Here is a 14777-nt window from a genome sequence, read left to right on the forward strand (position 1 = left end):
AACGCGGCAAAGAATAACGTAAAATTCTTAAGGCTCATGATTGTGTTATAAATTTCGTCATTGCGAGCAACCCAATGCGAGTTTAACGCATTATCGCTCTTGAGTTGTATGCTGCGTTCGCATGAAGACTCATAAACTTTTATAAAATACAATTAACATGATTTTGTGTAATGCGTCAAACTTATTCATTCATAGATTCGCTAGGGTATTTCTGCATTACTCATACACAATCGCTAAAGGAAACATTCAATTTAAAAGACAAAGCGGCATTAACACATAAGTCGTTCAAATTAAAGTCATAATAAACCCTTAATAATCATTGTGTATACTTATCCATATCATCTGCTATCACTCAGGATGCTTATAAATATGAAAGTATTATTTTATACAAGGTTTGAAAGTAACACAGGTGGAGACGAAGCCTTATTAAATATATTTCGATTTTATATGTTGAAAAATACTCCTTCAGGTAGCGAAATTCACTTGTGTCTAAGTTACGATGAGGCATCAGCAGAAAGAGCGCAGCGAGTTAAAAAAAGTTGGGAAGACTTTTTATCGGATAAAGGATTAAATGGAACAGTTTGGTTATTTTTGACTAAAGAAAGTAGTCTTGAAAAAAGTATTCCAGGGATAAGAAATAAATATATTGAGTACAAAAAAATAGATAATAACACTGTAAAAACATTAGACTCCTCTGTGCACTGGTATATTAATGAAACAAGCAAGGATACGTATTATCTACAAAGGCCTAAAAGCTCTCGAGTAGAATTATCTAAAAAAGGCGAGCATTCGCTAATGTTAAAAGAAAAACCTTGCTATTTTTCTAGAGAGAAGTCCGAAATATCTACAGACTATCCTTTATTTGTTCTAGAAGAAAGTGAAGCTAAAACTGAACTAGTTTATTATAAAGACCTAACCGATAGTTCACCTGAGATTTTTCCCTTAGAAAGTATTCCTGAAAAATTTAATCCAATATTAAACGAAGCCAAGAAAAAGAGGAGTAGCGTATTAAAATTATCTGAGCCTAATTTTAAAACAATAACCACTTATATTGCATTTATTCCTAAAGAAGTGCTTATAAGCGCTCAAGAGCTGAATTTAATCGAAGACCATTTAACGCTCCCTGAGGAAGTACTCCAAGAGCAAGCTAAATGGAATGATTTTCTTAACCTAACCCGCTCATTGGATGCGTTTATATTTGCCGGTTGGGCTCATTTGCAGAGTCCTGTAACAGCAAGACATTTAAAAATCCAATTCGAACTTCCAGCTCATTGCAAAATATTACTTAGTTGTGTTCCTGGTATGAGTATTAATGGGTTTGGCTTTGTAACTGGGTTAAAAAATTTTACTAACTATCAAAATATACATGTTCTCCAAACAGGGGTTACAGGTAACGGGGGCTTTCCCATGCTCCCATCATTAACTCCCGAAAAAATACTCGATGCAAAAACAAGAGAAGAATGGATAAACCATATTGGAGACCAATTCTCATCCCATATAGACTCCACCGGTAAGGAGCGTTCAGACCAACTAATTGTTATTTATTGTAGTAAAGATGGCCCAGGCGAAAAAGGCGGGGCATTTTTACAAAAAATCTTACTGACTGTGGGAAACCCAGAGGACTGGCCAGTTCTTTTGGTCGGAGCCAATCCTCAGAGTAAGCAATATCTCGAGTGGAAATTTCAATGTGAAGCGCGTTCATTCCCCATGTATTATTGTGGGCGCACCCAAAGTTCCGCAGTATTAATGCGTGGTTTACGTGATGCCCAATTTGCCATGGCAACAGGTTCATACTCAATATTAGAAGCACGTTATCTAGGTATTGAGCACTGTGAATACTTAGGGCCACCTCACATGCGAATTTTAGATACGATGCTGTCTGTAATAAACTCAGAAAATATAAAACAGGCATTCATTGAGGGTGAACGAGCTGGTGGGGAATTAAGTAAATATTTATCTTCAGACTACAACAGTAACTTTTTTGCCCAGGAATCCGCATGGAGTTACACAAACGGATCTGAGTTTATTCGGTTTATTGAGGAAGCTCAAATGAAAAAGCTTCCTAATGAAGATATTGAGAGCTCTAGTCTGGAGGATAATCATGAAATCGCTCCAACAAATATAACTTATCGCACTGTCTAAGATGAACGCGATTAACGATTGTAGGACTTATTTTCATAATTAGCACACAAATGCTAAAATTAAGTCATATATTGCATTTATTTTATTAAAAAGGATAAAGAACCATGACTAGAGAAAAAAAACCTCTTTTTTTTAAGTCAGAACAAAATATTTCTGGAGAAAAAATAAATACTAATGAGCTAGCGCAAGTAATATCTCACTATATAAATACTATAAGCTCTGGAGACTATGACTTTAAGATACCTAAAGCTAAAGATAATTTTACAGACCAACAAAAAGCACACTTTATTAAAAAACTGTTAAACAATTCTTCTTTAAATTTTCAGCTATCAGAGGTGCCTGATTTAATTGAAACGAACCTGCTTAATATTGCGAATCTAGCCGCATCATTGAAACTTTTTGAAGCAATATCTCCTCTGGAAGATAGTTCTGCTAAGTTAGTAGCATCGAACAAAATAGGAATAGCACCATTTATTCAAGTGGGTATGCCCGGTCCCCTCATCATTTACGCCGATTTACTCGAAAAATCTCATCGATTGGGCGCTGATAAGATCACGTTAATTGGTCTACTGACTGAGCAACTCGAAAAACTTTCACTTCATGCACATACTTTTACTAAATTAGGACAAGTCGCATTTAAAAGCCTATTTGAGCGTTGGACTTTCATGTTAAATGCGCTGGATAAAAAGCAACAAGCTATGTTAACTCAACAATTGACCGAGTTCGAAAGCATTAACAAAACACTTATGAATACGCATTTAGGAATTAATTTTACATTTATTGATAAATGCATCGCGACCATCTGGAGCAATTTAGATATTGACCTTGGTAAAGAAATACTTAAAGAGGAAAATTCTGTTGAATCTACCAATAATATCGGTCTTTAATTAATGAGAAGCTACGTCTTGGGAGTTTTTACTAGATAAGCGTGCACGAGATATGTAAATTTCGTCATCGCGAGCCATGGCGAAACAACCCAGAACGCTGCTTCGTTAAGACTCAGTACTGGGTTGCTTCACTTTGTTCGCAATGACAGCAATTTTTTATTAATAGAATACATACAGCGTGAACGCTTACTTTACTAGGCAGCAGCTTAGCGAGAGCTTATCAAAAATTAAAAATCCAGATTGCGCCTCGCTCTTATTGAAAATCGCAAGCAATACTCTCTACTTTCTAACACTCTCCAGAATAGCAGTAATCACTTTTTCAGGCTCGCTTGCTCCCGTAATGGGGCGACCAACAACTAAATAATCACTGCCTGCAGCTATTGCCTCAGAGGGTGTCATAATCCGTGTTTGATCATTTTTAGCATCAGTTGTCAGTCTTATTCCCGGTGTTACCGTAATAAAATCTGCTCCGCAGGTCTTTTTAATTTCTTCTACCTCATGTGCAGAACTTACAACACCATCTAAACCGGATTCTTTAGCTAAACGCGCTAAGTTTTTAACATGTTCGATTACAGGAATAGTTATTCCTACTGAAGCTAAATCCATTTGACTAAAACTAGTTAATACAGTTACTGCAATCAAAATGGGCCTATTTGCACCATAAGACTCTAGAGCTTGTCTGGCTGAGAGCATCATGTTCATTCCACCAGAGGCATGAACATTCATCATCCAAACCCCTAAATCTGCACCAGCCTTACAGGCATTAGCTACAGTATTAGGAATATCATGAAATTTTAAATCCAAAAAAACTTTAAATTGCCGATCCACTAATTGCCGTACAAAGTGAGTCCCAAAGAGAGTAAACAACTCGCTACCAACTTTTAAGGAGCACTCTTTAGGGTTTAACTTATCAACTAAATTAAAAGCATCCTGCTCCCGATTGAAATCCAATGCAACAATTAATGGAGAGGACATTAGGCCATAACCTCTTCTTCTTGACGCATTAATGCTTTTTTAACTGCCTCAACCACTTTAATTTGCTCAGCTTCCTGTAAGTAAGGATGCATAGGTAAGCTTATTACACGATGACTTGCTTTCTCTGCATGCGGAAAATCTCCCGCTGAATAACCTAAATAAGCCATCGCAGCCTGTAAATGCAATGGTGAGGGGTAATGGACTGCTGTTGGAACTCCTGCAGCCTGCATTGCTTGTTGAAATTCATCACGGTTGTCCACTTCAATGGTGTATTGAGCGTAGACACTGGTGTTATGGCTATGGACAAAGGGGGTTTTTGCCAATGGAGAAAGCATCTGATCATAGCGTTTCGCGACTTTTTGACGCATGATAATTTCATCTGGAAATAACTTCATTTTTTCAAGCAAGATTGCAGCTTGAATTGTATCCATACGACCATTGATGCCAATACGGCTATGGCAATAGCGTGCATTCTGGCCATGAATACGAACTTCAATTAATTTCTGAGCTATTTTATCGTCATTCGTAAAGCAAGCTCCAGAATCACCATAACCACCTAAAGGCTTTGATGGGAAAAAGCTAGTACAACCAATTGTTGATAAGGCACAAGAACGCTTACCTTTATAGGTAGCACCAAAGCTTTGTGCCGCATCTTCAATTACAGCAATACCGTATTTATCTGCGATTGCATTAATTGCATCATGATCAGCACACTGGCCATATAAACCAACAGGCATAATTGCTTTAGTTTTGCTTGTAATTGCCGCTTCCAGCTTTTTTGGATCCAGGTTATAAGTTAATGGATCGATATCAACAAATACAGGTTTCGCATGGCAAAGACTGATCACTTCAGAAGTTGCAAAGAAACTGAAAGGGCTTGTAATAACTTCATCACCTGGTTGAATGTCTAATGCCATTAATGCCATTAATAACGCATCAGTTCCACTTGAATTCACAATAGCGTGCTTAACGCCAACAAAATTCGCTAATTGCTCTTCTAATTGGGCGATTTCGGGTCCCATGATGTATTGCCCATGGTTCAATACATTTCTTATGCTATTTAAAACTTCGTGCTCAATTAAAGAATACTGTGTTTTCAAATCGATAAATTGCATCATAATCTCTTCATATAGTGTATAAACGTTAATCGTATCGCCTTGATAGGTTTATCCTTACGTTATCAAAACGTTACCACTAATACCCTTCTAAGCCATGCACCGGCTTCATTCTTCCCCAGTTTTTACAACTAGGACAATGCCAATGCAGATGTTTGCCACCAAAACCACAATGGCTACATCGATACACTGGTTTGTTATCTAAAAACTTGCTTGTAATATCATAAAGCATTTGTAATTTGTCGCGCACTTTTCCATGAGCTGATTCAAGGTGCCAATTAATTAAGTGGTTTAAACCTCGTATTGATGGATGTTTGCTCAAATTATCCGCTACAAAATCAATAGCGGCATCCATGTTCTTATGCTGCCTTAAGTAGTCAGCAATCACAAAAATTACTGAAGCTCTTGGATGATGCTCCAAAGTGTCCTTAAGATAATTAATACAATCTCCCATGGAATCCAGTTCCATATGGCATTGAACTAATGGCTCAATAATTTCAGTTAAAAAATCTGCGTCTTGTTGCGGAACTCGTTTTAAAGAACGAATTGCATGCTTATAGCGCCCTTCTTTCATTTCCAGTCCCGCATGCATTAGACTTGCGCGTACTGAACCTGAATCAACATTCATTGCTTGTTTAATGCAATAAGCTGCGCGATCAATGGCATTAGCCTTCAACGCTTGATTCGCCATTTCACAATAATAATGTGCTGCTTGCATATGAAAACTGGTGCCCGTAGAAATCTCCAGTTTTTTAATAATATCTAATGCTTTTTCCCAGGCTTTTTCTTGCTGGTATATTGCCAATAAACCATGCAGGCTTCGCGTCTCTTTTGACCCGCCTAATTCAACAACTTCTAAAAAGATCCGCTCTGCACGATCAAAGAGTCCCGCACTCATATAATCTTGCCCTAAAGCCATTAATGACTCTTTTCTTTGCTGAATACTGAGTTGTGGTCTGGCAATTAAATTTTGATGAATACGAATGGCTCGATCTACCTCACCACGGCGTCTAAATAAACTTCCCAATGCCAAATGGGTTTCCACTGTATCGCTATCAACTTCTAATAATTTAATAAAAATATCAACTGCTTTATCGGATTGCTCATTTAATAGATAATTCAAACCCACAACATATTCACGAGACAAGCGATTATAAAGATTGGGATCGGGCTTCGATTTATTGCGGTTTGCTACCCACCAGCCTGACCATGCAGCAGCAGGCAATAGTAATGGCCACAAATCAATCATTTAATATTCCCCTCTCGCTTTTTTATTAAGTTCCATCATAATAAAATTAATGTTGATCTTGTAAAGGTATTGAACGCAGATTTTTAATTTCTTTTTCTGTCAACTTTAATTGGTTCCTTATTCTAAGGCACTCAGCCTTTAAACGCCAATAGCGTCCAATAAATAGAATAAATCCAATCAAGATCCCGATTCCTAACATTATGGTTATTAGAACCGATATAGGCATAGATACTGTATTAAAATAAAAATTAACATCCACAGAAGCAGCATTTAACGCTGCAAAACTAACGCCAATAATAATAAGCAGTATATAAATAACCAGCATTACTATGCGCATAATTGTTCCTTTTTTGTTGGTTGAGCTCTCTTGCTCAACAATCAATTTCTGCAATAAGTACAGCTTAACTTATTCGCACCGTAGTTGAGTACATACCCCGACTTACGTTGCTGGACTTTATTTATACGTAAGTGTTTACGTAATGGCGTCTGCATTCACCCTGATGTAGGCTGGGCTATAAAGCCAGCATCGAAGATAAGCACAAACAATTGCTGGGCTTTATAGCCCAGCCTACTAAGCATTTACAGGGTATATAAACTCCTTATTGCGAGCCTTGCGCCGTAATGACAGTAGCTCTTTGCAATTTAAACATACCTTGTAAAAACTTACATTAATTCTTCGGAAAAAATAAAAAGCGTAGATAAATCTACGCTTTTTAACTTATTACTTAAGAAGGAAACTACTCCCCTTCTTTGCTTGCCATTTTCTCTTTAAGCAAATCGCCTAAAGTAGTTGTAGAAGCACCTTCTGTTCTAGAATACTTCTTAATAGCATCAGCTTCATCTTGAGCATCTTTCGCTTTCACAGAAAGAGAAATTGAACGGTTTTTGCGGTCAACATTGATGATTTTCGCTTCGATTTCATCACCTTCTTTGACAACAGTTGTTGCATCGTCAACACGCTCGTCAGACAATTCGCTAGCACGGATTGTACCAACAATATCATCAGCCAACGAAACCGTAACAGTTTTTGCATCTACTGCTGTTACTTTACCTTTAACGATGGCACCTTTAGTAAACTCGTCAACATAGCTAGTGAAGTTATCACCTTCTAATTGTTTCAAGCCTAAAGAAATACGCTCACGCTCTGGATCAATTGCAAGGATAACAGCTTCTAATTCTTGACCTTTCTTAAACTGTTTCACTGCTTCTTCGCCAGGAACAGTCCAGGAAATATCAGATAGATGAACTAAACCATCAATCTCACCATCTAATCCGATGAAAATACCGAAGTCAGTAATAGAACGAATCTTACCAGTTACTTTTTGGCCTTTAGAGTGCGTAGCAGCAAATTGTTGCCATGGATTGCCAACGCATTGTTTCATACCTAAAGAAATACGACGGCGCTCTTCATCAATTTCAAGAACCATTACATCAACGATATCGCCCATAGACACAACTTTGCTTGGGTGAACGTTTTTGTTAGTCCAATCCATTTCAGACATGTGAACTAGACCTTCAACGCCTTCTTCAATTTCAACAAAGCAACCGTAATCAGTAATGTTAGTAACTTTACCTTGTAATTTCTTATGTAAAGGATAACGCTCAACCAGGTCAACCCAGGGATCGTTTCCTAATTGTTTCATACCTAAAGAAACACGATTTCTTTCGCTATCAAAACTTAATACTTTAACTTTAACGTCTTGACCAACTGACAATACTTCACTTGGGTGCTTCACACGCTTCCAAGAAATATCAGTGATATGGAGCAAGCCATCTATGCCGCCCAAGTCAATGAATGCACCGTAGTCAGTAAGGTTCTTAACGATACCATGAAGCTCTTGGCCATCATGTAATGATTCAAGCAAGGCTTGTCTGTCAGCACTGCTTTCCTCTTCAACAACTGCACGTCGAGAAACAACAATGTTATTGCGCTTTAAGTCCATCTTAATTACTTTGAACTCTAGCTCTTTGCCTTCCAGGTAAGAAGGATCTCTTACAGGTCTAACATCTACTAATGAACCAGGTAAGAATGCGCGGATTGTACCAATTTCAACGGTGAAACCACCTTTAACTTTACCGGAAATAAGACCAGTAACAGTTTCGTTGTTTTCGTGAGACTTAGATAGTTTGCGCCATGCTTCTTGACGTTTTGCTTTTTCTCTTGAAAGGAGCGTTTCGCCGTAGCCATCTTCAACTGAATCCAATGCTACTTCGACAGTATCGCCTAGGCTAACTTCCAGTGCTCCGTCTTTGTCGTAAAACTCTTCTACGGCAACAATACCTTCGGACTTAAGTCCAGCATTTAAAATGACATAATCATCATCAATACCTATAACTTTAGCAGTGATAATGGCACCAGGATAAAATTGAGCACCAGCAATACTTTGCTCAAACAATTCTTTGAAACTTTCAGACATGTTAATAAACTCTTTAGTAAAAAAATGAAAGCATGAGTCCCACTCAGCCTTCCCCCCTAAAACTGAGCTCGTCTTCGTCCTTACCGTCTTATTAATCACTAAGATAGCAAACGAGAACAGGCCCTTACTTAAACATTATTCAAACGTTCATCTATTAATTTTAATACAGTATTGAACACTTGTACAATGGTTAATCTTGTTGTATCAATTTGCACTGCATCCTCTGCAGGCTTCAATGGTGCGTGAGTACGTGCAGTATCCCTTGTATCACGTTTAACCAATTCTTCTACAACCTGCGCGAGGCTAACATTATTTCCTTTTTCTTTCAACTGTAAATACCGTCTATTTGCTCTTTCTTGTTCATCTGCATACAAAAAGATCTTTAAAACAGCATCAGGAAATACCACTGTGCCCATATCACGCCCATCAGTAACTAAACCAGGAAGCTGTGCAAAATCACGTTGACGCTCTAATAATGCTAAGCGTACCTCTGGAATTGCAGCAATTTTTGAAGCATCTTGCCCACACTGTTCGCTGCGAATAGCCGTACTTACATCTTCATTATTTAAAATAACCAAGGATATGTTCTCCTCAGAAGATTCAAAACGTAAATTTAAGGTACGTGCTAGTTCTGTAATTTGATTGACGTCCTGGAAATCAATATTATTTTTCCGAATGGCATAAGCTAAAACTCGATAAATCGCACCACTATCGAGCATATTCCATTGTAAATGCTTGGCAAGCAAATGGCATAAAGTCCCTTTACCAGTCCCACTGGGACCATCAAGAGTAATTACGGGGATTTTTTTATCGTACATGTTCAGCTACTTCCTCTAATTGAAGTTGAAGTTCTTTTGCTGTTGCAACAAATAATGGGAATGAAGTGGCCACATTGGCACAATTTTCCACAATTACTGGTGCTGAGGCGACTGCTCCTGCAATTGCAAAAGACATCGCGATACGATGATCACCTAAACTATCCACTGTCCCGCCTTGTAGTTTACCTCCTTCTATTAAAGCACCATCTTCTAGCGCTTGGGCTTTAATTCCTAATTGATTTAATCCCTCAATCATCGCAGCAATGCGATCACTCTCTTTGAAGCGTAGTTCTTTTGCGCCGTGTAACGTAGTTTGGCCCTGAGCACATGCCGCAGCAATAAAAATAATAGGAAATTCATCGATTGCTAACGGAACAAGTGTCGGTGAAATATCTATGCCCTGCAAAGAAGAGTATTGCACACGAATATCCGCGACCTGCTCTTCTCCCTGCTGGCGCTGATTTAAAAGAGTAATATTTGCACCCATCTCTAAAAGAATATGTAAAATGCCTGTACGTGTCTCATTAATGCCTACATTACGAATAATAAGATCGGAATCCGGAATAATCGTTGCAGCAACAATAAAGAAGGCTGCAGAAGAAATATCACCAGGGACAAAAATCTCTGTAGCCATGCACTCACTTTTTGAATCAAGGGTGATGGAGTTATCTTTACGAGATATTGGATAGGAAAAACTTTCTAACATGAGTTCCGTATGATTACGACTAATACCCGTTTCAGTAACCGTTGTTTCCCCTTCTGCATAAAGGCCAGCTAGTAAAATGCAAGACTTCACTTGGGCGCTCGCCTCAGGCATTACATAATTAATACCCTTCAGCTTTTTTCCCCCTTTAATGCGAATCGGCGGTTTGCCATCAACTGTAGATATATCTGCTCCCATTTGCATTAAAGGCTTACTAATACGCAGCATAGGACGTTTCATCAAACTTTCATCACCAATTAGCTCGCTATCAAAGTCCTGAGCGGCCAATAATCCAGCCAATAAACGCATGCTCGTACCAGAATTTCCACAATCAATGACCTGTTCAGGCTTCTTTAACCCATGTTTGCCTACACCATAAATAATAACTTGTTGCTCATCAGGACCTTCAATTTGTACCCCCATGGCTTGAAAAGCACGAAGGGTAGCCATGCAATCCTCACCATCAAGGAACCCATTAATGATGGTAGTCCCTTTGGCAAGAGCACCAAATATTATAGAGCGATGAGAAATTGATTTATCTCCAGGAACACGGATTTCACCGGTTATTGCATGCGATGGCTTACTAAGTAAATTAATTCTTTTCACGAGCAGTTTTTCCTTGCAAATTCAGACATAAACTCAATTAACGCATCCACACCAGACATTGGCATAGCATTATAAAGACTAGCACGAATCCCACCTACAAAACGGTGCCCTTTTAAGGCACTTAAACCATACAGTTGTGCTTGATGTATAAATTGCTCCTCAAGGGAAGGATTCTTTAATGAGAAACAGATATTCATAATTGAGCGTGCTTCTTTATCTACATGAGTAGTATAAAAATCATTTGCATCTAAATACTGATATAATTTAGCTGCTTTCTTACAATTTATTTCATACAGAGCATCAATCCCGCCCTGCGCTTTTACCCAATCAAACATTTTGGCCGCTAAATAACAATTAAAAACCGGCGGTGTTGCATACAGAGAATGCTGCTCCGTTTGGAACTTATAATCAAACATCGTAGGGACAGTTGGATTGGGAACTTTTGCTAATAAATCATCACGAATAATTACTACTGTTAAACCTGCATTGGCAATATTTTTTTGAGCACCTGCAAAAACCAACCCGTAATCGCGAATATTTATGGGCTCACTGAGTAAGCAGGAAGTCATGTCCGCAACTAGGGTAAGCCCATTAATCCTTGGCACAAATGGAAAACGAACCCCATTGATGGTTTCGTTGGGCGTGTAATACAAATAACTGGTATTTTCCTTTAATTCCCAACACTTAGGCTCGGGAATGGATTTGTAGCCATTTGCCTCATCGCTTGCTACACAATATGCTTTTTTTAATCGTTGCGCCTCAAGAAGTGCGATATGCGACCAAATTCCCGTATCCAAGTAACCCGCTTGTTCATCTGGATGCAAAAAATTCATTGGAATCATGGCAAACTGCGTGCGCGCAGCACCACCTAAAAATAGAACATGATAGTTTTTTGGTATTCCTAAGAGGTATCTTAGTGTGTGCTCAGCATGTTCTAAAAGAGACATGAATTCTGGAGTTCGATGGCCAATCTCTAAGATGGACATCCCCGTATTATTCCAATCAAGAAGTTCTTCCTGAGCCTCTTTTAACAGAGGCTCAGGAAGCATTGCAGGACCTGCACCGAAATTATAGGTCCTGGCTGTCATCATGATCATCGTTGTTTTCGATTTCTAATGAACTGCCCTCATCAAGATTATCCTCTAGATCTTCAGGACCTTCACCTAAATCTTCAATTTTTTGCATACCAACAACTGACTCTCCAGAGCTGACATTAATTAAACGAACACCTTGGGTATTTCTACCGATAATTGATAATTCATTAACTCGGAAACGGACTAAAGTTCCTTTATCAGTAATCAACATCGCTTCGTCATTATCATTCACCTGAACAGAACGAACAACCTTACCATTACGCTCGGTTACTTGAATGGAAATAACGCCCTGACCACCACGTCCAGAAACACGATACTCTTCAATAGCGGTACGTTTTCCATAACCATTTTCGGTTGCAGTTAGGATGGTTCCATTAGGATGAGCAACAATTAACGAAATTACAGATTGATCCTCTTCAATACGAATACCGCGCACTCCACGAGCAGTCCGTCCAGTAGGTCTTACTTTAGATTCGTCAAAGCGAATGACCTTACCTGTATCTGTAAATAACATGATGTCCTTCGTACCATCCGTAATGTCAACACCAACCAAGCGATCATTTTCCTCTAAATCGATCGCGATAATTCCATTAGAACGTGGCCGGCTAAAGGCATCCAGTGGAACCTTTTTCACAGTACCATTACGTGTTGCCATAAAGACATAAAAACCTTCCTGATAGGCTCGAACGGGCAACATGGCATTAATTTCCTCGCCTTCTGCCAAGGGAAGAATGTTAATAATTGGTCGGCCTCGTGAAATACGGCTTGCTAAAGGCAGCTGATAAGCCTTCAACCAGTACAACTTACCGTGGTTTGAGAAACACAGCAAAGTATCATGAGTGCTGGCAATCACTAAACGTGAAACAAAATCTTCATCTTTAACATTTGTTGCTGATTTACCTTTACCGCCACGGCGTTGTGCTTGATAAGCGCTTAAAGGCTGATATTTCACATAGCCTTGATGCGATAAAGTAACTACCACATCTTCTTCAGTGATTAAATCTTCAATCGTTAAGTCTTCTTGCGACGCTGTAATTTCTGTGCGTCGCTCATCGCCAAATTGAACTTTAATATCAATTAATTCATCACGAATCACTTGCATTAATCGTTCAGGAGAAGCCAAGATGTCGAGTAATTCTTTAATTAACTTTAATAACTCTTCAAATTCATTAAGAATTTTGTCTTGTTCTAAAGCTGTCAAACGATGTAAACGTAACTCAAGAATCGCTTGCGCCTGAGCTTCTGATAACTTATAGCCTGTAACATTTAAGCCAAATTCGTCAGGTAAATCATCTGGTCTAGATGCATCAGAACCGGCACGCTCCAGCATTGATTTAACCATACCAGGCTGCCACTCCCTGGCTAATAAGGAAGCTTTTGCATCTTGTGGAGTTGGCGACTGTTTAATCAACGCGATCATCTCATCGATATTAGCTAACGCAATACCTAAACCTTCTAATAAATGAGCACGAGCCCTTGCCTTTTTCAAATCAAATAAGGTTCTACGAGTGACTACTTCGCGACGGTGCCTGATGAAGTATTCAAGAATTTCTTTTAAGTTTAATGTGCGTGGTTGACCATCGACCAGGGCCACCATGTTAATACCAAATACGTTTTGCATTTGGGTATGAGCAAATAAGTTGTTGAGAATAACATCTGCAACTTCGTTACGTTTCAGCTCGATAACAACCCGCATGCCCTGCTTATCCGACTCATCACGAAGCCCAGAAATCCCTTCGATTTTCTTATCACGCACTAATTCAGCAATACGCTCCACTAAGCGCGCTTTGTTTACCTGATAAGGTAACTCATGAATAATAATAGCTTGGCGCCCAGTATCTTCATCCGTTTCGATTTCGGTGCGAGCACGAATAACTACCCGTCCTTTACCCGTCCGATAACCTTGGATAATTCCCGCTCTACCATTAATAATCGCGGCAGTTGGAAAATCTGGTCCAGGAATAATTTCCATGATTTCATCCAGACTTAATTCAGGATTATCAACCAGAGCAACACAGGCATTAATTACTTCAGTTAAATTATGCGGAGGAATATTCGTTGCCATCCCAACGGCAATACCTGAAGAACCGTTCACTAATAAATTAGGTACACGTGAAGGTAAAACTAATGGAGCAAACTCAGTCTCGTCATAGTTTGGGCTAAAATCTACAGTTTCTTTTTCTAAGTCAGCAAGTAAAGCGTGTGCTACTTTTGACATTCTTACTTCGGTATAACGCATTGCCGCAGGGGAATCACCATCAACCGACCCGAAGTTACCTTGACCATCTACCAAAAGATAACGCATTGAAAATGGTTGAGCCATACGTACAATCGTATCGTAAACTGCTGTGTCACCATGTGGGTGGTATTTACCGATAACATCCCCTACCACACGAGCAGATTTCTTGTAGGGCTTGTTCCAATCATTCCCTAATTCACTCATTGCATAAAGCACACGACGGTGAACGGGTTTTAATCCATCACGCACGTCAGGCAAAGCCCGACCTACGATAACGCTCATCGCATAATCCAAATAGGATTGCTTTAATTCGTCTTCAATATTAACTGGCAAGACTTCTTTAGCTAGATAAACCATGGTCTGGATGTATCCTTATGATAAATTCTGCGGTAAAGGATAACATACCGTAGGAGGTAATTGAATCAAGGCTCTGAAAAAATGTAAGGGCATACCATTACTTGTAGATAGGCGACAAACATTTAAAGAATTAAAACGATTTTTATGTTGCCTTAAGCGACCACGGTAAATACCA

The 14777-nt window shown here is 39.0% G+C and carries 11 protein-coding genes; 2 read left to right on the forward strand and 9 right to left on the reverse strand.

What is annotated here, in order from left to right:
- The first annotated feature begins 369 nt into the window (after positions 1 to 369).
- Together BN3124_RS13330 and BN3124_RS13335 are read left to right on the forward strand one after the other, a co-directional pair.
- Positions 370 to 2142, forward strand: coding sequence for a hypothetical protein (locus BN3124_RS13330; protein ID WP_058535270.1), 1773 nt, complete (start codon positions 370 to 372; stop codon positions 2140 to 2142).
- Between the two features lie 104 nt (positions 2143 to 2246).
- Positions 2247 to 3029: a hypothetical protein gene (locus BN3124_RS13335; protein ID WP_058535271.1), complete on the forward strand. Its 783-nt coding sequence runs from the start codon at positions 2247 to 2249 to the stop codon at positions 3027 to 3029.
- 279 nt (positions 3030 to 3308) lie between these two features.
- Here BN3124_RS13335 and pyrF read toward each other — a convergent pair whose 3' ends face one another.
- From pyrF to gyrA, 9 genes are all read right to left on the reverse strand, one after another.
- On the reverse strand, positions 3309 to 4004 hold the full coding sequence (gene pyrF / locus BN3124_RS13340; RefSeq protein WP_058535272.1) for an orotidine-5'-phosphate decarboxylase: 696 nt from the start codon (positions 4002 to 4004) through the stop codon (positions 3309 to 3311).
- On the reverse strand, positions 4004 to 5119 hold the full coding sequence (locus BN3124_RS13345; protein WP_058535909.1) for a DegT/DnrJ/EryC1/StrS family aminotransferase: 1116 nt from the start codon (positions 5117 to 5119) through the stop codon (positions 4004 to 4006). Before BN3124_RS13345 ends, pyrF begins: the two co-directional genes overlap by 1 nt.
- A 79-nt stretch (positions 5120 to 5198) precedes the next feature.
- Positions 5199 to 6368: a lipopolysaccharide assembly protein LapB gene (gene lapB, locus BN3124_RS13350; RefSeq protein WP_058535273.1), complete on the reverse strand. Its 1170-nt coding sequence runs from the start codon at positions 6366 to 6368 to the stop codon at positions 5199 to 5201.
- 46 nt (positions 6369 to 6414) lie between these two features.
- Positions 6415 to 6705 (reverse strand): lipopolysaccharide assembly protein LapA domain-containing protein, encoded by a 291-nt coding sequence (locus tag BN3124_RS13355; protein WP_058535274.1) that lies wholly within the window; start codon positions 6703 to 6705, stop codon positions 6415 to 6417.
- 400 nt (positions 6706 to 7105) lie between these two features.
- Positions 7106 to 8785, reverse strand: coding sequence for a 30S ribosomal protein S1 (rpsA, locus tag BN3124_RS13360; protein WP_058535275.1), 1680 nt, complete (start codon positions 8783 to 8785; stop codon positions 7106 to 7108).
- Positions 8786 to 8913: 128 nt separating this feature from the next.
- Positions 8914 to 9603: a (d)CMP kinase gene (gene cmk, locus BN3124_RS13365; protein WP_058535276.1), complete on the reverse strand. Its 690-nt coding sequence runs from the start codon at positions 9601 to 9603 to the stop codon at positions 8914 to 8916.
- Positions 9593 to 10903 (reverse strand): 3-phosphoshikimate 1-carboxyvinyltransferase, encoded by a 1311-nt coding sequence (gene aroA / locus BN3124_RS13370; RefSeq protein WP_230849164.1) that lies wholly within the window; start codon positions 10901 to 10903, stop codon positions 9593 to 9595. Before aroA ends, cmk begins: the two co-directional genes overlap by 11 nt.
- 5 nt (positions 10904 to 10908) lie before the next feature.
- A complete protein-coding gene (gene serC / locus BN3124_RS13375; RefSeq protein WP_058535278.1) occupies positions 10909 to 12000 on the reverse strand; it encodes a 3-phosphoserine/phosphohydroxythreonine transaminase in 1092 nt (363 codons plus the stop codon).
- Positions 11981 to 14602 (reverse strand): DNA gyrase subunit A, encoded by a 2622-nt coding sequence (gyrA, locus tag BN3124_RS13380; RefSeq protein WP_058535279.1) that lies wholly within the window; start codon positions 14600 to 14602, stop codon positions 11981 to 11983. The genes serC and gyrA overlap by 20 nt, the downstream gene beginning before the upstream one ends.
- Positions 14603 to 14777: the final 175 nt, after the last annotated feature.

It is taken from the genome of Legionella saoudiensis, from assembly GCF_001465875.1.
GTDB classification, from domain to species: domain Bacteria; phylum Pseudomonadota; class Gammaproteobacteria; order Legionellales; family Legionellaceae; genus Legionella; species Legionella saoudiensis.